Source organism: Streptococcus sanguinis (assembly GCF_003943655.1).
Lineage (GTDB): Bacteria > Bacillota > Bacilli > Lactobacillales > Streptococcaceae > Streptococcus > Streptococcus sanguinis_F.
Window position 1 is genome coordinate 134,996 of record NZ_RJMM01000003.1, and the last position, 22,229, is coordinate 157,224.

Annotated in this window: 17 protein-coding genes; 10 read left to right on the plus strand and 7 right to left on the minus strand. The window is 43.4% G+C overall.

Annotated elements, in window-relative coordinates; all coding sequences use genetic code 11:
- The first annotated feature begins 1 nt into the window (after position 1).
- Genes D8886_RS02905 through D8886_RS02915 form a run of 3 tightly spaced genes read left to right on the plus strand, consistent with a single transcriptional unit; the run spans position 2 to position 2,059 of the window.
- A complete protein-coding gene (locus D8886_RS02905; protein WP_125434180.1) occupies positions 2-1,417 on the plus strand; it encodes a Y-family DNA polymerase in 1,416 nt (471 codons plus the stop codon).
- Positions 1,414-1,788, plus strand: a complete 375-nt coding sequence (locus D8886_RS02910; protein ID WP_002910359.1) for a YolD-like family protein — start codon at positions 1,414-1,416, stop codon at positions 1,786-1,788. The genes D8886_RS02905 and D8886_RS02910 overlap by 4 nt, the downstream gene beginning before the upstream one ends.
- Positions 1,766-2,059 carry a DUF5960 family protein gene (locus tag D8886_RS02915; RefSeq protein WP_002910360.1) on the plus strand — a complete coding sequence of 98 codons (294 nt, stop codon included), beginning with the start codon at positions 1,766-1,768 and terminating at the stop codon, positions 2,057-2,059. Before D8886_RS02910 ends, D8886_RS02915 begins: the two co-directional genes overlap by 23 nt.
- 271 nt (positions 2,060-2,330) lie before the next feature.
- Here D8886_RS02915 and D8886_RS02920 read toward each other — a convergent pair whose 3' ends face one another.
- Entirely contained in the window at positions 2,331-3,809 is a 1,479-nt protein-coding gene (locus D8886_RS02920) for a flotillin family protein (protein ID WP_125434181.1), read from the minus strand.
- A gap of 104 nt (positions 3,810-3,913) precedes the next feature.
- The gene (locus D8886_RS02925; RefSeq protein ID WP_002900960.1) at positions 3,914-4,444 is read right to left on the minus strand and encodes a YceD family protein; all 531 of its coding nucleotides are present in this window, start codon (positions 4,442-4,444) and stop codon (positions 3,914-3,916) included.
- Positions 4,445-4,543: 99 nt separating this feature from the next.
- On the opposite strand from D8886_RS02925, the gene D8886_RS02930 reads away from it, so the two are divergent.
- Both D8886_RS02930 and D8886_RS02935 read left to right on the plus strand, forming a co-directional pair.
- Positions 4,544-5,413: an Rgg/GadR/MutR family transcriptional regulator gene (locus tag D8886_RS02930; protein ID WP_125434182.1), complete on the plus strand. Its 870-nt coding sequence runs from the start codon at positions 4,544-4,546 to the stop codon at positions 5,411-5,413.
- Between the two features lie 350 nt (positions 5,414-5,763).
- Positions 5,764-7,005 carry an MFS transporter gene (locus D8886_RS02935; protein WP_125434183.1) on the plus strand — a complete coding sequence of 414 codons (1,242 nt, stop codon included), beginning with the start codon at positions 5,764-5,766 and terminating at the stop codon, positions 7,003-7,005.
- A 131-nt stretch (positions 7,006-7,136) separates the two neighbouring features.
- On the opposite strand, the gene D8886_RS02940 is transcribed toward D8886_RS02935, so the two are convergent.
- From D8886_RS02940 to D8886_RS02960, 5 genes are all read right to left on the minus strand, one after another.
- A complete protein-coding gene (locus D8886_RS02940; protein ID WP_125434184.1) occupies positions 7,137-11,849 on the minus strand; it encodes a glycoside hydrolase family 70 protein in 4,713 nt (1,570 codons plus the stop codon).
- Positions 11,850-11,918: 69 nt separating this feature from the next.
- Complete coding sequence (locus D8886_RS02945) at positions 11,919-12,800, minus strand: helix-turn-helix domain-containing protein (protein ID WP_002925598.1); 882 nt, start codon at positions 12,798-12,800, stop codon at positions 11,919-11,921.
- 456 nt (positions 12,801-13,256) lie between these two features.
- On the minus strand, positions 13,257-14,636 hold the full coding sequence (locus tag D8886_RS02950) for an ABC transporter permease (protein WP_125434185.1): 1,380 nt from the start codon (positions 14,634-14,636) through the stop codon (positions 13,257-13,259).
- Between the two features lie 76 nt (positions 14,637-14,712).
- A complete protein-coding gene (gene htpX / locus D8886_RS02955) occupies positions 14,713-15,609 on the minus strand; it encodes a zinc metalloprotease HtpX (RefSeq protein ID WP_125434186.1) in 897 nt (298 codons plus the stop codon).
- A 1-nt stretch (position 15,610) separates the two neighbouring features.
- The gene (locus tag D8886_RS02960; RefSeq protein WP_002900967.1) at positions 15,611-16,180 is read right to left on the minus strand and encodes a LemA family protein; all 570 of its coding nucleotides are present in this window, start codon (positions 16,178-16,180) and stop codon (positions 15,611-15,613) included.
- A gap of 153 nt (positions 16,181-16,333) precedes the next feature.
- Here D8886_RS02960 and D8886_RS02965 point away from each other — a divergent pair, with 153 nt between their 5' ends.
- The 5 genes from D8886_RS02965 to rsmG all read left to right on the plus strand — a co-directional run bounded on the left by D8886_RS02965 (position 16,334) and on the right by rsmG (position 22,203).
- Positions 16,334-16,951 carry a TetR/AcrR family transcriptional regulator gene (locus D8886_RS02965; RefSeq protein ID WP_125434187.1) on the plus strand — a complete coding sequence of 206 codons (618 nt, stop codon included), beginning with the start codon at positions 16,334-16,336 and terminating at the stop codon, positions 16,949-16,951.
- 61 nt (positions 16,952-17,012) lie between these two features.
- The gene (locus D8886_RS02970; protein ID WP_125434188.1) at positions 17,013-18,296 is read left to right on the plus strand and encodes an MFS transporter; all 1,284 of its coding nucleotides are present in this window, start codon (positions 17,013-17,015) and stop codon (positions 18,294-18,296) included.
- On the plus strand, positions 18,271-20,607 hold the full coding sequence (locus D8886_RS02975) for an ABC transporter permease (RefSeq protein WP_125434189.1): 2,337 nt from the start codon (positions 18,271-18,273) through the stop codon (positions 20,605-20,607). Before D8886_RS02970 ends, D8886_RS02975 begins: the two co-directional genes overlap by 26 nt.
- A 57-nt stretch (positions 20,608-20,664) precedes the next feature.
- Complete coding sequence (locus D8886_RS02980; protein WP_125434190.1) at positions 20,665-21,408, plus strand: ABC transporter ATP-binding protein; 744 nt, start codon at positions 20,665-20,667, stop codon at positions 21,406-21,408.
- Positions 21,409-21,489: 81 nt separating this feature from the next.
- Positions 21,490-22,203: a 16S rRNA (guanine(527)-N(7))-methyltransferase RsmG gene (gene rsmG, locus D8886_RS02985; RefSeq protein ID WP_125434191.1), complete on the plus strand. Its 714-nt coding sequence runs from the start codon at positions 21,490-21,492 to the stop codon at positions 22,201-22,203.
- The last annotated feature ends 26 nt before the right edge of the window (positions 22,204-22,229 follow it).

Consider the following 22,229-nt stretch of genomic DNA (forward strand, 5'->3'; position numbering starts at 1 on the left):
TATGGTCCTATTTGATTATTCACGCGAGCCTCGTTCAGACATCGCTTTTGTGGATATGAAAAGTTTTTATGCCTCTTGCGAATGCATTGCCCTCGGCCTTGACCCTTTAAAAACCTCGCTCTGTGTCATGAGCCGAATTGAAAATTCTGCCGGACTGATACTAGCTGCTACCCCTCTCTTTAAAAAGAATTTTGGCAGCCAAAATGTCAGCCGAAGCTATAATCTTCCTTTTGATGTCCACACCCGTAAGTTCAACTTTGCTACTGCTCGCAAGCAGGGACTGCCAATTACAGCAGATTATGTGCGCTTTATTGAAGACGCTGCTCAAAAGACCTTATTGGTCCCACCTCGGATGAACTACTATATCCAGAAAAACATGGAAATCCAAAAGATTTTCCAGGATTTTGCGGCTCCCGATGATATTTTCCCCTACTCAATCGATGAGGGCTTCTTAGATTTGACAAGCTCTATCAACTACTTCATTCCCGATCAGACGCTAGACCGCAGGACCAAACTAGATCTGCTGGCTGCCCGCATTCAACAGGCTATATGGAAGAAGACTGGGATTTATGCCTCTATCGGCCTGAGCAACGCCAATCCTCTTCTAGCTAAGCTAGCCTTGGATATTGAAGCAAAACACACAAAAAAGATGCGGGTCAACTGGTCCTATGAGGATGTTCCCAGCAAGGTTTGGACCATTCCGACAATGACAGATTTTTGGGGCATCGGCCACCGAACAGCCACCCGTCTGAAAAAGCTGGGAATCTACTCCATTTATGATTTGGCTCACTTTAATCCCGATATTCTCAAAAAAGAAATGGGAGTCCTGGGCCTGCAGCTTTGGTTTCACGCTCACGGCATTGATGAAAGCAATGTTCACAAGCCTTATCAGGTCAAGTCACACGGCCTAGGGAATTCGCAAATTCTCCCCCGAGATTATAGACAGCAGGCAGAGATTGAGCTCGTTTTCCGAGAAATGGCTGAGCAGGTCGCCATTCGGCTCAGACGCTCTGGTAAGAAGTGCCAGTGTGTCTCCATCTATGCCCGCTATTCCAAGCAGGATCGCCTGCCTTCCATTCATACACAGAAAAAAATTGAGCCTACCAATAACAGCGATCGACTGGCTCAAATTGTGGTTCAGCTTTTTCGTTCCAAATATCAGGGCGGGGCTATCCGCCAGATTGGCGTTTTTTACAGTGATTTTGTCGATCAAGGTTATGGTCTGATTTCTCTCTTTGACGATCCCCTGCAAATTCAAAAAGAAGAGGAGCTCCAACAGACGATTGACCGCATCAGAGATCGCTTCGGCTTCGCCTCTCTGCTTAAGGGAAATGCCTTGCTGGGCTCCTCCCGTGCCATCGCTCGAAGCAAGCTGACAGGTGGCCATTCGGCTGGAGGGCTGGAGGGCTTATCATGACCGACCGCTCCTACCTCCCCTATCAGTCAGCTCGTGACTTTCAGGATCGGGGCATGGCTAAGTGGGCTGGCTTTTTCCTCTCTGAGCACAGCACTGCTTTGGCCAAAAAAGAACTAGATATGAGCCAATTGCCCCAACTTGATAGACAGGAAAAATTCCAGTTACTCAACCAAGCCTACAGTCATCAAGTTCCCATCAGAATCACCTTTCTTAATCAGGGAAAGCTGACCGACATTACTGCTACCGTCTTTCTGCTGGACTGCAAGCAGGTCCTCCTGCAGGAAGGTGACCATTACAAAGGCCTTGCTATCCATCAGATTCTTTCGATACAAGCTTCAGGAGGCGCAGATGACCACTCAAAATGTACATGAGGAACTTCAATTTGACTATTTTTCCCAGAATTACTATCAATTTCAAGAGGATTTTTATCAATTTTCCAATCTTCCCCAGCCTCTGATGGTCATGGAAGATGACATCCTACTCCACATGGCCAGCCGCCAAGCCACTTATTTCAAACTCTCCAAGACCAAAAGCTTGGACAAGAAGGACCATTACTTCCACTTTACCGTCAGTCGTCCAGACCAAGCAAAACGACTCTGTATCTACCACTATCAAGGCCAAACAGAAGATATAAATCAATAAGCTCCCAAACTCAGTCTGGGAGCTTATTATATGGAGTTGGCCACCTACTAGAATCTTCTCAATTATTTATTGCTTTAAGTCAAGCAAATAACACTAAAGATTTGAGACAGCTATATTATATTTGAGGTCAATCTGAACCCGAGAAGCACCATTCTTTTTAGGTTATACACCTAGTTTATTTGTATAACTTAATTTCAGATTAAAAACACCCCAAAAGTTAGATTTTCTGTCTAACTTTTGGGGTGCGGGTCATAGCAATTTGCCTTTTCTTTTATTTTTTGTCGGTGTCAAGATTTGCAGCTTCAATAACAGGTTGCTCATCTTGTTTTAGCTTGTTAACAGTCATATTAACACCAAGAGCTCCTGCTAGGAGTTGACGGATGTCAAAGCCTGCACCTTGCGACACTTGGTCAATACTCTGCATGATATCACCAACCATCTTAGAAGCATTGCCTTCACCATACATAGTAATTTTGTCCACCTTAGTAAGCGGCTCTGCTACAGCACGGGCAATTTCTGGCAGTTTGTCTACAATCATCTCAGTAATCGCAGCTTCCTGCATCTTCTTCATGGCTTCTGCTTTTTTATCCAAACCTTCTGCTTCAGCTTCTAGCTTAAGACGAATAGCTTCAGCTTCAGCACGTCCCTTTGCTTCAATGGCTTCAGCTTCTTGCAGTTGCGCAAATTTCTCAGCCTCGGCTTGGGCCTTGCGGGCTTCGGCTTCTTTTTGTGTTTCAAAGAGTTCCGCCTCGGCTTGACGTTGACGCTCAATCAATTGTGCTTCCGCTGCTTGTTGACGAGAGTATTTCTCCGCTTCAGCCTGTTTGCGGATGTTAGCATCCAGTTCTTGCTCCCGAACCTTAACTTCGCGTTCCTTGACTTCAGCCTCTTTCTCTTGCTTCATGATATTAGCTTCAGCAGCCACACGTTCTTGCTCGCGACGCTGCACCTCTGCCTCAATCCCTTTAGCTGCATCAGCCTTAGCTTGCGCAATATCCGCTTCCTGCTTGAGGGCTGCTTGCTTCAGTTTCAACTCATTTTGCTTTTGAGCGATTTCTAAGTCAGCGGCTACGCGCTTGTCGTTAGCCAATTTGTCTTGCTCAGCTTCTACTTCCTTGCGCTCACGTTCAGCTTTAGCCTTTGCAATTAGGGCATCTTTTTTGATGGTTTCGACATTTTCGATACCGAGATTATCAATCACACCACCTTCGTCAGAGAAAGACTGAACGGTAAAGGCAATGACTTCTAATNCCATCTTAGCCAGATCCGGAGCTACGTTGTCCTGAACTTTTGAGGCAAATTCCTGACGGTCATTGACCATCTTACGAAGCTCCATCTGACCAATTACTTCCCGAAGATTTCCTTCCAAGACATCTTGAACAGAGTTAGAAATATCTGTTGTATTCCAATTAAGGAAGTTTTCTGCTGCACGAGCAATCATTTCATCGGTCGTTCCGATTTTCAGCTTAACAGCTGCATCAGCACGTACATTGATAAAGTCAAGAGTCGGTACTGCTTCAGATGTGCGAACATCTGTTGAGAACTGCTCAATATCCAAATAGGAGCGCTGCTCTACAAAAGGAATCATAAATCCAGCTTTACCGCGAAGGTGACGCTGTTTACGAAGACCTGTAATTACAACTACTTCGTTAGGGCGTGCGTTAACATAGCCTTTCACTAAAAGTACAACAAGTACAACCAAACCAATAATTACTGGAATCAACCAGGTTGGAAAGAAAAATGTATCCATTAAATCTCCTTCTATAAGACAATTTTCATTGTCTATTTTCTTTTTATACTTAGTATAACAAATTATTTCAAATTCTCAAATTATTTTCAAAATTTTNACAAGAATTATTCATCAAACAGTCCTTGCAAACCGGCGAAAGGATTGTTCTTCTCTTTTTGAGCTTCCTGGGCAGCGGCGAATTCCTCTTCCGTCATAACCTGCCAGTCCTGACCAGACAGAAAACCTTGGCCGGCTTCTTCCTCAGCTGTTAGGATTTTCAGTGGAATATTCATCAGGATATTGTCAGCTACACTCTCAGCTATATTAATCTCGCCATTTTCAATCGGAAGCACCAAGTCCTGATCAATCAGTTCCTGCGATGCAGCCTGTCCTTCTTCCATGAAAATTTCGTTGACTAGATAAGACTCCTTGAGTTCCACTGGCTCCATGCTACGACTGGACGTTAAGGTAATGGTATATGACAAGTCATAATCCAGAAAATAAAGGCCGTCTTCATATTGAACCTTTCCTTTGGCTACAATATCCTGAACGTCTAAAATCTCAGGATTGCGCTCTTTTAACTCCTCTGCCAAGTCCAGCTTTTTCTCAAAAGCTAGACCATCTGGATTCTTCCGAATTTCTTGAATATGCAACATAAGTTCCTCTTTGTTTTTTTCTTTATATTATATCATGTTTGAGCACTTCGATGTTATTGAAAATTATTTTGTTATAATAAAATGCAAAGAGGGAAGACAATGGAACATCTAGGACAGATTTTTAGATTTTTTCGAGAGGCAAGGCACATCTCTTTATCCGAAGCAACTGGCGGAGAATTTTCAAAATCTATGCTCTCTCGCTTTGAAAATGGGCAGAGCGAACTTTCGGCACAGAAACTTTTTAGCGCTCTCAGCGCCATCCACACGGAAACGGAAGAATTTACCGTTGCAGCCGGCATCCAGGATCATCATTCTCACAAGGAACTCTTAAGCCAAATTCAAGACCTGTTGCAAGCCAATCAGCTTGACCTCTTAGAGGAACTTTATCTGGAAAAAGAAAAAATCACTCAAAAAAGCAAGAAGGCTAGCGATTGGGTTGAGCGCCTGATTGTAAAGGCCTATCTCTGTGCCCTCAAGGAGTCTGAAAAGGCCAGTCCAGGAGAACTGGATTTCCTCCATGATTACCTCTTTTCAGTTGACATTTGGGGGCGCTACGAACTCAATCTCTTCTCTGTCTGCACTCCGGTTTTATCTCTAGACTTGTTTTCCCAATACACCAAAGAAATCCTCTCAAGAAAGGATTTTGCTACCTTGTTTGTCAACAATCGCAACACCCTGCACACTACTTTTCTTAATGGATATTTGCTGGCCATCAGTCAGGAAAATATCACCCAGGCAGACTATTTCCAACAAGTCATTGAGCGACACTTTTACGAAGAAAATGAGACTTACTTCCGAATTGTCTATCTCTTTGCTCAGGGAGAGTTAGCTTGTTTGAAAGGGCAAAAAGAAGAAGGGCTTTCGCAAATGAAGCAAGCTGTCGATATTTTCCGAATCTTGAACTGTCAGCATAGTGCTGACTACTATCAAGAAGTCCTTGATACTGCTTTTCAAAAATATAGTAAATAATGCAAATCTCCACTTCTAAGCTCAGCGATGTTGAGTTGAAAAGTGGTTTTTTTATGCAAAATATACTCCAACTTACTCATCTTAACAATTGCACAAAAAAATCGTTGAATATATGCAATATTTCCTGCTGCTTAGATTTTCTATTTTATACTAAAAGCAGAAAGAGCTAGCGCAAGTCACTTTCAGAATTTTACCACTTACTTATGAGACCTAACCAGTTGCCGAAAAGCCCTTGTTTTTGGCTTTAAACGGTCTATAATGGTCATCAGAAAGAGAAAAAACAAAAGCCAGATTACAGATGCACCCAATCAGCTTTTATACAATCTAGCAGTTTAGAAAAGGAGTCTACGATGAAATTATTTTTTAAAAATGGGGTCTATGCCTCACTCAGCCTTTCCCGAATCTTCAACACCTTGGGAGCTTCTATTTTCAATATTGTTTTTGTGGTATTTGCTTCCAGCATGCCCAATCCCAAGTTTGCTATTGCTGTGGCTAATTTTATCGTCTTGGTTCCGACATTCTTTACTATCTTTGCTGGTATCAAAGCTGACAGGACCGGCCATAAGGCTCGCTGGTTGATTCATTTTGGTTATCTTCAAGCCCTGCTCTTTGTCCTTGTTGCCTTCATGACTCGCTCCAGCTCTTATCTAGCCTTCTCAGCCGTCTGCTTGATGAATATCCTTTCTGATATCATCAGCGACTATCGGAGCGGCCTGCAAATGCCGATTTTGAAAAAGAATGTTCCAGAGAAAGACCTTATGGAAGCCTTCTCTTTTACCCAGCTTATCAGCTTTCTCTGCAGCCTGGCCGGACAAGCTTTGGGAGTTTGGCTCCTGACCGTCAGCCAGCAAGACTTTTTCCTAGTGGCTTTGGTTAACGCCCTGACCTTTCTCCTATCCTCCACCATCCTCTATCTAGTCCGCCGCAGATTGACCCATAACCCAGTGGCAATTTCTGAGAAAAAAGCTCCTCTGAAAGAAGAATTGAAGAAAATGTACACATCGTCCAAGCTCATCTTTGAGCAGGAAGGTTCTAGCAATTTTCTCAAACTGTTGGCTCAAATCCTTATCGTCAACGCTATGGCAGGTTCTCTTATAGCTCTTTATAATCTCTACTTGCTGGACAATCCCATCTTCCAGCTGTCCTTTAGTCAATCTCTCTTGGTTCTTCAGACCACTCTTGTCCTAGCCATAATCGCAGCCAGCCTGACGCCCAACGATTACTTTAGCCGCCTATCGCTTAATCAACTAACCCTCTGGGCTGCTCTCACAATGATTCTGCTTGCTGTCAGCAATTTCTTGCATCTGCCTGTTTTCGTCGGCATTGCTTTTGGATTTTTACTAGCTTATATCTCTGGCAAGATCAATCCCAAAATCAACACCCTCTTACTGAGCAAACTGCCTTCTGATGTTCTCGCTCAGACTTCCAGCTTTCTGAGTCTGCTCTTTTCTTTCTCTGTCCCCTTTGGTACTATGGTCTTCAGCAGCCTGGCCATCTGGAATATGAACGCTAGCTGGCTCATCTTCAGCATTATCGGTGTGATTGCTCTGCTCCTATCTATTGAAAAAAAGAAAGATATTAAAGAAATTTGATAGATTTAATTTTGTTTTTATGTTTGTTCTCCCAGAAGACAGCAAAAAACGATAACTTCCAAATAAGAAGTTATCGTTTTTGTCTATTAGAAAGCTAAAGATTAAGTTTCATTTAGCCTATTCTATTGCTATTAGTTCCAGCCGAAGCGTCTGCCTCTACCATTGCGGTCAAAGTACATCCAACTTCCATCTTCTAGCTGAATCCATTTATTGCGCGCCATTTCTCCGGAATTGGCATCAAAGTAACGGTTAGCACCATTGACATAGACAATCTTACCTTTGACTTGCTTGCCATTTTGGTCGAAGTAAAGGGTTTGTTGGCCAATCTGCTGCAAACCTGTCACTGCTTTACCAGCCTGATCGAAGTAATACCATTCGTTCTTGGCACCTTCAACAAACTTGTTGGCTGCCATTTCTCCTGAGTTGGCATCGAAGTAACGGATTGATTTATCAGCCAGAGTTACTAGCTGTCCTTTGACTTGCTTACCATTTTGGTCGAAGTAAAGGGTTTGTTGGCCAATCTTCTGAAGACCTGTCACTGCTTTACCAGCCTGATCGAAGTAATACCATTCGTTCTTGGCACCTTCTGCAAACTTGCCGACTGCCATTTCTCCAGAATTAGCATCGAAGTAACGGATAGATTTATCAGACAGAGTTACTACTTTACCTTTGACTTGCTTACCATCTTGGTCGAAATAAAGGGTTTGTTGGCCAATCTTCTGAAGACCTGTCACTGCTTTACCAGCTTGATCGAAGTAATACCATTCATTCTTAGATCCTTCTGCAAACTTGCCGACTGCCATTTCTCCTGAATTAGCATCGAAGTAACGGATACTCTTGTCTGCAAGTGTCACGATTTTACCCTTGACTTGCTTGCCATCTTGGTCGAAGTAAAGTGTTTGCTGGCCAAGTTTTTGAAGACCTGTTACTGCAACACCATCTGCTCCGAAATAGTACCAGTCACTTGGATTATCACCTTGGGCAAAGCGGTTAGCAGCAGCATTACCTGAATCCTTATCAAAGTAACGAAGTTTACCATCTTTGGCACGCGCAATCTTGCCCTTGACTTGGTAGCCATTTTGGTCGAAGAATTGCTGATTGCCACCCAGAGTTACCAGACCTCTAGCCATGACACCCTTGGCATCAAAGTAACGCCAGTTTTGGCCGTCTGTAGTGTAGTAACGATTAAGAATCTTGGCACCGGTCTTATCATAGTAATACTGATTGCCATTTTCATCTTCACGGAGAGAGTCACGTAACTGAATGCCATTCTTGAGGAAGTAGAGCTGTTTGCCGTCAATTTCTTGCGCGCCTGTTGCTAGATAACCTCGTTTATCGAAGTAATACCAATTTCCATTTTCATCTTGGATAAAGGAATTCTTAGCCTCATATCCACTAGTTGAATAGTACTTGAATCCAGTAGTATCTTTGACAAATCCAGTAGAAGCTTTCTTATTGACCAGTTGCTTAGGCAGTACCATCTCACCATTCTTGTTATTGAGATATTCGTTGCTAGCCCAATCTTTAAGAACATAGTAAGCACCACGACCTAAGATATTGGTACCGTTGAAGTGTTTAGCTGACCACTTGGTAATCTTCTCATCAGTCGTCATCTTTTGGCCGTTGGAAATCTGTACTCGTTCAAAGATTTCTGGGTATTTAGCTTTGAGTTCATCCAAGAAGGCTCCACCATACTTGCCTTGATAGTCTGTACCATTCGTTCTAGTATTGGCAACGTAAAGTTTTTCCTTGATTTCTGCGCCTTCACGGTAGGTTCCGTAGTTGTTGACACGAGTTGCCGTTACCACTTCTTTACCTGGCAGGTTATAGATTTGGTCTGGCACCCAGTCCGCAATGGCTTGGATATTGACACTGTGAAGAGCACGGAGAGCATTGAGCAGGTCATTTAAAGAACCATATTTATTGTTCTTGCTCATTGCCATGTCATAACGGTCTTCAAAGGCATAACCATTCTGTATGATAGAGTCTAGGAAAGTCCCGTCCTGGCTAGATACATACTGCGGCGGCAGCTCAAATGAAGTCACTCCCCATTCTTTGAAGAGGTTGACATTTTTAGCAATGACTTTATTGGTATACTGATCATCACGGGTTGCAAAGTCTTGGAAGTTAGAGAAACCTTCGTAAATCAGCTGAGAATCAAGGGCTGCGCTAGACTCGTAAACCTGACCGCTGGCATTTTTCTTCTTGCTAGCTGTTACACGAGCATCCTGATCTGCCTTAGCACCAACTGGTACCCAAACAGCCAGATAACCAGAAACTTGGACATTGCTGTAGCCTGCGATATCATTCATATCAAAGGTCAAAATACCATTGGCATCTGTCTTCTTCCAGAGGGATTGCGGCACTTCTTCGTCAGTTAGATAGCGGGAAATGCCATCTTTGGTCGTCAAGAGCACAGGACGGTAGTATTGATTCTTATGAGCTGCTCCCATATTGACTTGCAGTTTATCCCACTCGTTCAGTTTCAGGTTAGGGTTGTTAGAAGCAATAACTGCCATCCCTTGGGTACGGGTCTCTGCTGTTCCTTCATCCGTTGCTTCGTTGGCACCGGTACCATAACGAACAGAGGTCAAGATACCATTGTAAGACCATTTATCAGCCTCACGAGGTACACCCATATAGGTAACTTTCATATCCTGACCACCAGCTACATACTTAATCCGAGCCCGCAACAAGGCATCGATAGCGTCGTGGTAAGGAGATTTCTTCTCCATATATTGGCCATCATCAGTATAGAGATCCCCATAGTAGACCCGAGTGATGGAGTCCTTGTTGGAGAGCATGAGAGCATGAGCAGTTGGAATGTTGAACTGCGTATACTTCTTGTCTGCCTTGCGCATATCTTCGTTGTAAATCTTGAAGGCTTGCTTGAGCTCATCCATGGTAAAGGTCAAACCATCAGTATTTGGATTGATATTTTCCCGGATGATGTCGGCAATAACAGTTTGTACTTCGCTGTCATGAGCTCGGACAAAGATATAGTTGGCCATCCGTTCGCCATTTTTCTTTTCAGCAGAGCGGTCATTCAGACTATTAGTAATCGTTGGCTCTACTCCGCTACGGATAGAAAGCTTACGCATGAACGAATAAAGCAAGGACAGACGAAGCTTATTATCAATCGGCAATTGAGCACCCTTGGTGTCCTTGTTGTAGTCAGGGTCGTTGTCAGACCAAGCTTCCAAGATAGACAGGTGCTTAATAGCCTGCTCTTCACTTTCTCCAACCTTGTAGCGAGACTTGAAGTAGTCAGAGGCAATCTGGAGCAAGTCTGCATTGACATTGTCTACCGCATCGACACGAACCCCGTCAAAGTTAGCAGTCGGATCATTGGCTACAATGCTACCGAAGTTCATCATAAAGTGCAGCCAGTTGAGTTGCTCAGCCTGAACAGCTGGATTAGAGTTGTCAAAGTCGTTAGCTAGCAGGAACTCATAACCACCATTTGACTTGTCAATGAAGTACTTAGGTGTACCAGTTTGGTTGGTTGGTGTGCGGTTCAGGATGCGGTACTTAGAATTAGCATGAGAAGTCTTATCACTATTGGTATAAAGCAGAGCTCCGCCTTGCAAGTGGTCCTTATTAGTACCAGTTGTTTCAGACTCTGTCTTAATGTTCCAGTTTGGCTGAGTTTTGACAAATGCGCCCATCAGTGTTCTCAGCCATTTAGTATCGCCTTCTTTACCGATTCTTTCTTCAATTTTGCGCTGAACCTGCTGAGAAGCACCTGTCAGGATAGCTTGTTCCACTTTGTTTTCAAAAGCTCCTGCTCCCAAACCTTGCTGGTTCATATAGTTGAGATAGCTAATCTGCGTTTGCTTATCAGGCCACCAAGCCATTAAAAGGGGACGTAGGTCTGTTTCTGTTGATGCTGTCCATGTTTTTCCATCCTTGAGGATAGCTTTTGGACGGTACCAGCTATCTGCTGTCAAATAGCCATCTACTGTTTCGATGTCCTTATCCGTTGTACCATGGAAGGCATTCATTCTGGTAAATTCATTGTTGAGGCTGCTAGTACCTTGCTGGAATTGATACTCAGCTGAATCAACCAAGGCTCCGGTCTCTGCATCGAAATAAAGAACTTTTCCATTAAGCTCAACTGCAAAATTCTTTTTAACTGTACCGTCGTCCTGAACATAGTATTTCTTGCCATCAATCGTCTTGATGTGAGCCAGCACATCATCATCATGCTCAGTATTAACAGGCGCCGCTTGAGCTTGAGCAGCACGCATTCTTTCAGCTATCGCTCCCTGTCTTTGAACCGGTTCTGGCAAGCGATCTTTCTTTGCAACCTTTGGATTTGCAACAATTTTGTCTGTAACAGTCTTTTTTGCTTGTTTGTCAGCAGTTGCTGGACTTGCTTGTCTATCCTGAGCAATTGCTGCAGTTTTAGCAGTTTCTGATGTTGCATTAGCTGCTTTTGCTTCTTCAGCAACGGCTGCTTTTTCTGTAGTTGCTGCTTCTTCTACTGCCGGCTTAGCTGGCTCTTGAGCATCTGTTTGAGCTGTCGCTTCCGTATTTGCTGCAGTTTTAGCAGTTTTTTCACTGGCTACAGCAGCATCAGTCACCTTGTCTGCAGAAGTTGCTTTTTCTGCTTCCAACTGAGAAGCTGAGTTAGCTTGTACTTGAACTGGCTGCCCTGAGCCACTATCCTGAGCTGCAGTTGGTTCTTGAACTGCCACCTGCTTAACATCATCAGCGTGGACAAGACCTGCTTCGAGACCAAGTACTTTTGGTGCTACGATAAGTGCTAAGGTAGTCACACCGATGGCTACCCAGTTCTTCTTAACTTTATGCATCTTATAATGAATTTTTTTCTCCATCATAAAGCCTCCTTCTGAATTTGGTATAAAGTTATACTCTTATTCTAGTATATTTTTAGAAATGAGTCTATTTTATTTGCACATCTGCAACTGGGAAAGGCAAATCCTTTCAAACTGAGCCTTGAGCTTCTGGGCAACACCGAAGGAATCTAAAAATTCCAAGAAAGATAAGCACTCCTCAATATCACTCAGAGCATAGCTATTCCCAACCTTGTAAGAATAAAGAGCCCTATGATACTTAATCAGCATCCGATCATAAAGATCTGTCTCAGGGATTTTAGAATGGTCAAGATAATTGAGGAATCTCATAGCAACTAGCAAATGATTACTCTCTATGCAGACGCTGATAACATTAAGCAGCATCTTGATAATACGCCGGCGATTCTCCGGTAGATTATTATAAAACTGGGTGCGGTTAATCATCTCACTAGCAAAGGTCTCCAGTGTTTCCAAGGTCAATAGATCCACACTATTAGTAAAGAGCCAGAGCTCATAACGCCCCCACTCCTCAACGGAAAAGAGATAATCGGTCAGAAATTCTATATCTTTCTTGCTAATCTGAAAATCTGGACTGCAGGAAGACAATACTGCTCTAACAACAATTGTATTAAGCCTATAATTCTTCTTCTCAGGGAACTTTTCAGCCAAAGCTTCTGAGCTAGCCAATATACTTTGGAGCTTGACGACATTGTTTTCCTGATAAGCATCAGCTACTTTTTTTGAGAAAAGCGCATCATCTGCCTCAATGTAGTTATGGTAAACATACTGAAATTCGTCTAGAGAAACAGCCATATTCTTTAAGCAGCAATAGAAAGAATCAAGCGTGATACCACTGACTCCCCGCTCAAAACGAGACAGCTGAGCCACCGAAATATCTCCGGCTGCCGCCTCTTTAAGAGACATATTTTTTGATTCTCTAATGACTTTGAAAATTTTTCCAAATGTTTTCAACATATTGAGCCCTCGGTTTCATATATGCAATAAAATTTTTTACTAAATTTAATATACTAGTAATATATTTCGAATATGTTACAAAAAAACTACTTTGTATTTCTAAATGATACAAATAGATTAACTTGAATAATAAAATAACTCAATATAGTGATTTTTTCTGAAAATTTTATAGTTTTCAAGAAAATGCTAATTTTATAAGAAAGTCAGGAGGGTTCAACCTGACAACTTGAAAACACTGGCTTTTTTAAATCTAGCCTCCTTACTTATACAAAAATAAACTTGGATAATCTAAGGTTTATAGACAACTGAAATGAAACTGTAACAAAATCTAAACGAATATTTTTTAGACATGAATGAAAGGAAGTAAAATGAATCTACCTAATGAACTAAAATAGATTTGACTAAAAAAAGAGGGAATAGAATCATAAAATTCCCCCTCTTCTATTCATTTCCGTATCAATCAGGCCAATCAACCATGTGGTCATACCCTTCGTCTATGGAATAGCCTATACTACCACGATAAGAGTATTCTAGCAATGATACTGACCCTTCAGTCAAGTCTTGGTCACTGTCGTTCTTGTTTAACTGGACTAACTTTCCGTCCTTAATTTTAGCAAAAAATTGCTTTTTGCTAGTAAAATTATCCTTGTCTGTCTCCTCTATCTCAAAGACATAGTTTCCTGTCTGAAAGAGAGAATAGTCCATATCATGCAAGAATTTTTCCCCTGAATCTGAAGCAAAGAGCCTTTGCTTCAGATTCAGCTCAATTCTAATACTGATCCAAACATCTTCTTTTTCTAGCAATTTCTCATCAGTAAGATCAAAGAGAGAATTTAACTTGAAATCTTTTTCCTCAAAGCTCTTGGGTTTTGAGCGCTTAGGATTAGTTATGTACTCTACAGAAACCTCTGTATTCCCATAATGAGGAATGATATTAACACTCTCATCTATATTATCTAGACTTTTTTCTACGTTTTCTTTCGTTTTGATTAGATTTTCTTGACTATTTTCCTTTTGGAGAATAACTCGCAGTATGGGAGAAGGTGTTGTTTTCGGATCAATAAACGCAGCTTCGTCAATACCTCCCGCCTTATTGACTCGAACTTCTTCATAGAAAGAATGCTTGCCAATAGTTACTTTAAATTTCCCGATTGGGTATATATCATTAAAGTCTGGATTATTCGAATCTTCTTCCCCGTATCCACTCGGTACAGTCTCTACCTTAGCATCCATACCCCGCTTTTTGTACTCCTGCTCCAAGCTGCTGAGAACTCGGCTGGTTCGTGTTAATTGGGGAATGATAGGTTGAAAAAAAGCTACAACCATGAGCAAAGTTAGCATGCCATTAACCACATGCCCTGCCCAGAGCAGTGCCTTCTTTCTTTGTCCTTTGAGTCCATACCGAGCGTAAAGATAGCTTAGGAAAGACAAAATCGAGCATAGTGGCACAACCCCTATCAACCAGCGATAAGGTTCTATGGTTCGCGTATGTTTCAAAGCAAAGATGAATGGAAATAGCTGAAGCAACAGAGTCAGAATTAAACTGATTGGAGCCAGATGAAGCGAGTCCTTGCTTGTCTTTATACTCTGAATCAGCGAACGAAAGCTCAAAATCAGATAAATAAACAGATAGATTAGAACAACACACTTAAAAATCATACTAAACATCATAAAATGCATTAATATGCTTGTCTTGCCTGAACTCAGGAATTCTATAGTAGATAGCATTAGAACTATAACTGCATAGCCACCCAAGGGGGCTATTATTATAGACAGAATCCAATTAACAATATAAAAAATTGCAAATAAATCTTTAGAGGCTTTTAGTTTTTTCATTACATTTCCTACTTACTATATTATTCGTCTATCATTATAGCATAAACAATAAAAAAACTGAGATTTCTCCCAGCTTTTACATATGTCTCAATCGCTCCACCCGCTCTGAAATAGGAGGGTGCGTATAGAAAAGCTTCTTCAGTCCGCCTTCTTTCTTAGGGTCGCTGATATAGAGAGCTGCGCTTGCATCATCGACATGATGTTCCATAGGCTCACTGCGATCCAGCTTGAGCAGGGCATTAATCATCCCTTGCGGATTGCGGGTCAGCTCTACACTGGAAGCATCAGCCAGAAACTCTCGCTGACGAGAAATGGCTAACTGCACCAAGGTAGCTGCCAAAGGTGCCAGAATGATGGCAATCAGTGATACAATAAGGAGAATAATTCCCAAACCACTATCGTTATCTCGATCATTACTACTGCGCCGTCCGCCACCAAACCACATCATCCGGCCAGCCAGGCTAGACAATAGGGTAATAGCACTGGCTAAAGCCACAGCAATTGTTGAAATTCGGATATCATAATTACGAATATGACTGACTTCATGGCCAATCACTCCCTCAAGCTCCTCACGATTCATGATTTGCAAGATACCTGTCGTTGCTGCGACAGCTGCATTTTCCGGCTTAGAGCCAGTTGCAAAAGCATTGGGAGAGGGATCCTCTACGATATAGACACGTGGCATCGGAATCTGAGCCACCATGGCCATATCTTGTACGATATGATAGAGCTCAGGCGCTTCCTGCTCAGAGACCTCGCGAGCCCCGTTCATAGCCATGACAACCTCTGTAGACTGAAAAATCATCACTCCGGCATAAATCGCGCCGATAATCAAGGCTAGCAAGACACCACCAACAGCAGACCGCAGCCAGAGATAGCCAATAGCTGCTCCAACAAGAGCTAAGAGACCGAAAAAAGCGATAAGGAGGAGCCAAGTCCTCCTTTTATTGCTGGCAATTTGATCAAATAGCATCTTAGTCACCTAGTCCAGTGCTGCCAAAGTCAACTTTTGGTACAGCCTTTTCTTCTTCTGGTGTTTTGAGGAAGTCTGCAGCTTTAAAGCCAAACATTCCTGCAACAATATTGCTTGGGAAAGTTTCCAGCTTGACATTGTAGTTGCTAGTTACTGAATTATAAAGCTGACGAGAATAAGCAATTTTATTTTCTGTATTGGTCAGCTCTTCCTGCAACTTCAGGTAGTTAGTGTTAGCTTTCAGATCTGGATAGCTTTCAGCTACTGCAAAGATTCCAGAAATCTGACGAGAAAGGGCGTCACTGGCTTGCATAGCTTCTGCTGGTGAAGCAGCTGAAGCTACTTGGTTGCGCAGTTGTGTTACCTTTTCCAAGGTTGCCTGCTCATACTTCCCATAGCCTTTGACCGTTTCCAAGAGGTTGGGAATCAAATCATTACGGCGTTTGAGCTGCACATCAATCTGGCTCCAAGCTTCCTGAGTCTGCATGCGGCTTTTAACCAAGGTATTGTATGCGCCAACGACAAAGAATGCTAAAACCGCGACAATAATAAGAATAATAATAAAAGTCATGATATACTCCTTCAATTTTGATTAGACTTATTATATCAAAAAATAGTGGAACTGTCTTTATTCTTGACATGGATTTAGAAAAGATGTATGATAAAGGAAAGGATAAACCGACTGTCGGTCGAATAAAATTTTACTACTAAAAAGGATGCAACTATGGCCAATAAAAAAGACTTTATCTTAGATACTGCTCAGAAGCTTTTTATGGAGCAAGGCTTTGACCAAACCTCTATCTCCCAGATTTTAGAAGCGACTCAAATCGCCCGCGGTACTCTCTACTATTACTTTTCTTCTAAGGAAGAGATAATGGATGCCATCATTGAGCGAACCATTGAAAGAGCATTTACAGCTTCCCAAGCCTTTGCTGATAATCGTGAATTGACTATCATAGAGCGCTTGGTTGGCAGCATGGCTGCTCTAAATCTTAATCATCAAGAGGGAGAGGGAGTGCTGCTGCATCTCAACAAGCCGCAAAATGCGCTCCTGCACGAAAAGACCAATCAAATTCTTCTTGAACGAGCACCCCAGATTCTACTTCCCATCATCCAAGACGGCATCACCGCTGGAGATATGAAAACTGACTATCCATATGAAANCCTGGAAATGATTCTTACTTATTCATTACAAGTTTTTGGCAGCAGCTTTCAAGCACTTCCCCCAGAAAAACAGCAGCAAAAACTTCAGGCTTTTCTCTATTTTTTAGAAACTATTTTTCACAGCCGGAAAGGTTACTTTGATCCCTTTCTATCTCTGATTCAGACTCAAAGCAGCTAGACAGCTAATTACTAGATTCACTATTTTCACTTACTTGACGTCACAAGATTAGGAGGCAACTATGAAACAATCAGGCTTTAGACTCTTTTTAGTGATTTGGATAGGAAGCCTCATCTCGGAAATCGGCTCTGGTATGACTTCTTTCGCTTTAGGAGTTTATATCTTCCAGCTGACCGGTTTGGTTTCTGTTTCTTCTTTTGTTACGCTTTGTGCTTTCCTGCCCGGTCTTTTGGTCACCCCTCTGGCTGGAATTCTGGCAGATCGCTATGACCGAAGATTGCTGATGGCTCTGGGAGATGGTCTGTCAGGCTTAGGAGTTCTCTGGATTTACTTTAGTCTGAAGAATCCTGCTTTGATTTTTATCTGTATCGGAGCTGCCATTAGTTCGTTCTTTTCAGCCTTGGTCAATCCGGCCTTTCGAGCTACGATTTCCGACTTGCTGCCGGAGGATCAGTTATCAAAAGCAACTGGTTTGTCTCAGATTAATGGCATTGCCCGCTATCTGATTTCACCAGCCTTGGCTGGAATGATTTTGGCGAGTGGACATATCAGCACGATTCTGTTGCTGGACTTTTCAACTATTTTCGTGACAGTAGCCTGCACCTTGCTCGCTCGTAGAGGCATTCACACACAAGTTTATAGCAACGATAGTCGTTTCTGGGCAGATTTCCTTAAAGGTTTTCAAATCGTCTATGGAAAAAAAGGCATCTGGATTTTAGTCCTAGCTGGGACAGGCTTTTCCTTCTTTCTGGGAACAGTCCAAATCCTGCTTTCTCCCTTGGTGCTGGCTTTCGCAGATGCCAAGACAGTGGGCTGGGTCATGACCATCTCTAGCAGTGGCATGCTGATAGGAGGATTGGTTCTGGGGATAGTTGCTATCAAAAAACACTTCCATCGTATGCTCTGCCTATCTCTATTTCTACTGGGGCTCTTCATGGTTGGGCTGGGAATGAAGGAAAACTTCATCTGGATTTGCAGCTTCGGCTTTCTCCTCTTTGCTGCTCTGCCTTTTGCCAATACTGCCATTGACTATCTGGTCCGCATCAATATTAACAAAGCTGACCAAGGTAAGGTCTGGGGGACCATTGGGATTATTTCTCAGTTGGGCTATGTGCTAGCCTATGCCAGCATGGGTTGGGTCGCGGATACACTTTTCAAACCCTCGCTGACTTACTTTGGTTGGCTGGCAAATTCTGTCGGAAAAATCATCGGTGTTGGAGGAGGCAGAGGCTACGGTCTGCTCTTTATCCTATCCGGTATCTCTATCAGCATCGGTGCTTATCTGCTCTCCCGAGCACGTTCAGTAAAGGAGCTGGAATATGTTTCAACGCTTGATAAAAAATGATTTAAAAGAAAATAAAGTCAGTATGCTGGTCATCGGGCTTTTCCTGCTTCTGACTCTGACTCTAAGCTTTGCAGCTACACGCCTGACCGTTAGTCTGACTAGCTCAATTGAGCGCTTTGTAGAAACAGCTAAAAGTCCTCACCTGCTACAGATGCACAGCGGAAGCGTCGACCGAGAACGCCTGCAAAACTTCGTCCAGCAGCATTCAGAAATTGCCTCTTGGCAGCTGACAGACTTTGTCAATGTAGAAGGATCAGCCATCCACATCAATGAGAAAGACTCGCTTCAGGACAGCTCGCAGGATAATGGCTTTTCCAGTCAGAACCAAAACTTTGACTTTCTGCTAGATCAGAATAACCAGCCAGCCCAGCCTCGGCCGGGGCAAGTATATATCCCGCTCTACTACTACAACAACGGAAAAATCAAGATCGGTGACCAAATAAAGGTCGGCAAGCTACAACTGACTGTCAAGGGCTTTATCCGCGATGCCCAGATGAATGCAGGTCTAGTCTCCTCCAAGCGCTTCCTCATCTCGCAGGCTGATTTGCAGAATCTGAAAAAAGAAGCATTTGCATCTAATGAGAACCTGATTGCCTTTCGAGTGCATAAGCTTAGCCAAATCTCAGCTATCGAGCAAGCCTATAAAAATGCAGAGCTTGAGTCCAACGGGCCGCCTATGATTACCTATCCGACCATCAAGATGATTAACGGCTTCAATGATGCTCTAGTCATCCTAGTCATGGGGCTGCTGGTTTTGGCTATCATTGGCATCACCTTTCTCTGCATGCGCTTTGCCCTCTTGACCAAGATTCAAGAAGAACTGCAGCAGATTGCTGTTATGAAAGTGATGGGGCTGCCCCAAAGATTTATCAGCAGGGTCTACCTGACCAAGTATTATTTCTGCCTGGTTCTGGCAACCATCGCAGGCTGGGGACTGTCCTTTCTTCTGAGTGGTCCTTTTAAAAAGCAGATGGCACTGTCTATGGGGCAAAGTCCGACGCCATTCTATAGTTATCTTTTGGAAATGCTAGTGGCTCTGCTGCTCTGTCTCTTGGTCTTCTGGCTAACTGCCCGGCCTCTAAGCTCTTTTAAGAAAATGACCCCCGGCCAAGCTTTAAGATTAGCTTCTTCCAACAGTCTAACCGAGACGCGTTCTACTCCGAAAATGGGCTTACCGACTATTCCCTTTTTAGACAGACCCTATTTCGCTCTGAAAATAATTCTCAATCATAAGAAACTATATTTGACTATCTTGTTCATTGTCAGTTTGATTAGCCTGCTCATTCTGCTGCCAGCCAGTCTCTATAGCACTGTGATGGACAAGAACTTCATCCAGTATCTGGGAGCTGGTCAGGCAGATGTGCTGATAGATATTTCTCAGACTGAAGATATCGATACCAAGGCTGCCCAGCTTCTGAAAGAACTGCGGGCAGACAAGGATATCGCCGAAATCAGTCAGTACCAGAGCCAGAATTTTTTCTATCTGGATCATCAAGGTCAGATCCAGCAGCTGCGCGTAACGCTGGGAAACCATGCAGGATTTCCAGTCAAATACAGCCAAGGCCGCTATCCTAAAAACGAGCATGAAATTGCCCTCTCCAAGCTTAAGGCAGAAGAGCTCAAGCTAAAAGTAGGGGACAGCTTGACCTTGACGGTAGACGGTCAAGCCAGAAAACTAAAAGTAGTCGGTATCTACTCAGATCTGACTTACGGCGGCAAGACCGCCAAGGCTGTCTTTGTGACAAAGCAAGCGCAAACGCTCAATAGTCTGACGACCATCCGTCTTAAAGATGTTAGCAACAAAGCTAAAAAAATCAACGATTGGAAAAAACGGTATTCCAACTATAAATTAACCGACGTAGAAGACTTTTTCCATCAGACTTTTGATGACACTCTGGCCATGCTCCGCCTGATTCAGACCAGTGTTTTCTGGACAGGGCTTGGCATTGTCTTCATCCTAATGACTCTCTTTGTCTATATGATTTTCACCAAGGACCAAGCTGACTTGGCACTTTATCGGATGCTGGGATTTGGCAGTGAACGACTCAGGAGCCACTACCTGCTCGCCGTCTGCTTCATCTTGATGCTGGCTCTGGCAATAGCCGACCTGCTGCTCCTTAGCCTAGGGCAAGAAGTCTGCAGTCTGCTGCTCAGCAGCTTCGGTATCAGCAAACTCCAGCTCATCACCAATAAGTCCTTTACTTTTCTATGGACACCGCTGGCTCTGCTTCTTAGTGGACTCACAGCAGCACACATCAGTCTCCGAGCGCTGAACAAGCTGGAAATTGGACGTTATCTCAAGGAACATTGACCTTAAGCAGATAGCTTCCGAGCACTTAGCATTTATTTTACATCCGAGGAGAAGCCCATGTTATTAGAAGCACATAACCTCAGCAAAAGCTATCAGGAAAATCAGGAGCCCATTCTCCGTGATTTGTCGCTAGAGATTGAAAGCGGCCAATTCATCGCCATCATGGGGCCGTCTGGCTGCGGGAAATCCACTCTTCTCAATCTTCTATCCACCATTGACAGACCTGACCAAGGACAGATTCTTTACCAGGAACAGGACTTGCTAGCCATGAAAGATAAAGACTTAGACCGCCTTCGCAGAGAGGCTTTCGGCTTTGTCTTCCAGCAGGCAACCTTCCTGAAAAATCTCAATATCCTAGACAACATCTGCCTACCGAGTATTATTGGTAAGAAAAGCAGTGAGCGAAAGGTAGCCTATGAGCGAGCCAAGGAGTTAATGGCTCTGACCGGAATTAAGGACATTGCCAACCGCTCTATCCATCAGGTATCGGGCGGCCAGCTCCAGCGAGCCGGCATCTGCCGAGCTCTCATGAACCAGCCTCGAATCATTTTTGCTGACGAGCCGACAGGAGCCCTCAACTCTCAGGCTGGCCGTCAAGCTATGGAGCTCATGCAGCACTTCCACCAGCAGGGCGCAAGCATTCTCCTAGTGACGCACGATGCCAGTGTGGCTACCTATGCCGACAAGGTGCTGCTTATTTTAGATGGCAAGATAAAAAAAGAAGTTCTCTTTGAGCAAACCGCTAATCAGGATGAGCGGCGCCAGCTGCTATTAGCGGAGCTCAATCAGATTGGCATATAAGAAAAGAGGCCCTTTGGCAGAATGCCGAGGACTTCTTTTTGTGATATAATAGGATGAATACTGACAAACAAGGATGAAACTATGACACCGCAAGAATTTTACCAGCTCTTAGCCCAGCAGGGAATCGAACTGACCGACCGCCAGAAAGACCAGTTTGAGCGTTATTTTGAACTCTTGGTCGAATGGAATGAAAAAATCAATCTGACAGCTATCACCGAGAAAAATGAAGTTTATCTCAAGCATTTCTATGATTCAATAGCGCCCGTTTTGCAATGCCTGATTGATAATCAAGAGCTTAAACTGCTGGATATCGGAGCCGGTGCTGGCTTTCCTAGTCTCCCCATGAAAATCATCTGTCCTCAGCTAGATGTGACTATCATCGACTCCCTCAACAAACGAATCAACTTCCTCAAGCTGCTGGCAGAGGAGCTCGGGCTGGACAAGGTTCACTTCTACCACGGCCGCGCAGAAGACTTTGCTCAGGACAAGGCCTTTCGGGCTCAATTTGACCTGGTCACTGCTCGTGCAGTCGCTCGCATGCAAGTTCTGTCTGAACTGACCATTCCCTATCTAAAAGTGGGTGGCAAGCTCCTAGCGCTCAAGGCTTCTAATGCTCCAGAAGAACTGGAAGAAGCAAAAAATGCCCTCAACTTACTCTTTAGCAAGGTCCAAGACAACCTCAGCTACGCCCTGCCAAACGGTGACCCTCGCTTTATTACGGTGGTGGAAAAGAAGAAAGAAACCCCCAATAAATACCCCCGCAAAGCCGGCATGCCAAATAAAAGACCATTATAAGAAGAAAAGCAAGCAATTCAGTGATT

Coding starts and splice junctions, on each gene's coding strand:
- D8886_RS02905 (WP_125434180.1), top strand. CDS start 2: ATGGTCCTATTTGATTATTCACGCGAGCCTCGTTCAGACATCGCTTTT.
- D8886_RS02910 (WP_002910359.1), top strand. CDS start 1,414: ATGACCGACCGCTCCTACCTCCCCTATCAGTCAGCTCGTGACTTTCAG.
- D8886_RS02915 (WP_002910360.1), top strand. CDS start 1,766: ATGACCACTCAAAATGTACATGAGGAACTTCAATTTGACTATTTTTCC.
- D8886_RS02925 (WP_002900960.1), bottom strand. CDS start 4,444: ATGTTGCATATTCAAGAAATTCGGAAGAATCCAGATGGTCTAGCTTTT.
- D8886_RS02930 (WP_125434182.1), top strand. CDS start 4,544: ATGGAACATCTAGGACAGATTTTTAGATTTTTTCGAGAGGCAAGGCAC.
- D8886_RS02935 (WP_125434183.1), top strand. CDS start 5,764: ATGAAATTATTTTTTAAAAATGGGGTCTATGCCTCACTCAGCCTTTCC.
- D8886_RS02940 (WP_125434184.1), bottom strand. CDS start 11,849: ATGATGGAGAAAAAAATTCATTATAAGATGCATAAAGTTAAGAAGAAC.
- D8886_RS02945 (WP_002925598.1), bottom strand. CDS start 12,800: ATGTTGAAAACATTTGGAAAAATTTTCAAAGTCATTAGAGAATCAAAA.
- D8886_RS02950 (WP_125434185.1), bottom strand. CDS start 14,636: ATGAAAAAACTAAAAGCCTCTAAAGATTTATTTGCAATTTTTTATATT.
- htpX (WP_125434186.1), bottom strand. CDS start 15,609: ATGCTATTTGATCAAATTGCCAGCAATAAAAGGAGGACTTGGCTCCTC.
- D8886_RS02960 (WP_002900967.1), bottom strand. CDS start 16,180: ATGACTTTTATTATTATTCTTATTATTGTCGCGGTTTTAGCATTCTTT.
- D8886_RS02970 (WP_125434188.1), top strand. CDS start 17,013: ATGAAACAATCAGGCTTTAGACTCTTTTTAGTGATTTGGATAGGAAGC.
- D8886_RS02975 (WP_125434189.1), top strand. CDS start 18,271: ATGTTTCAACGCTTGATAAAAAATGATTTAAAAGAAAATAAAGTCAGT.
- D8886_RS02980 (WP_125434190.1), top strand. CDS start 20,665: ATGTTATTAGAAGCACATAACCTCAGCAAAAGCTATCAGGAAAATCAG.
- rsmG (WP_125434191.1), top strand. CDS start 21,490: ATGACACCGCAAGAATTTTACCAGCTCTTAGCCCAGCAGGGAATCGAA.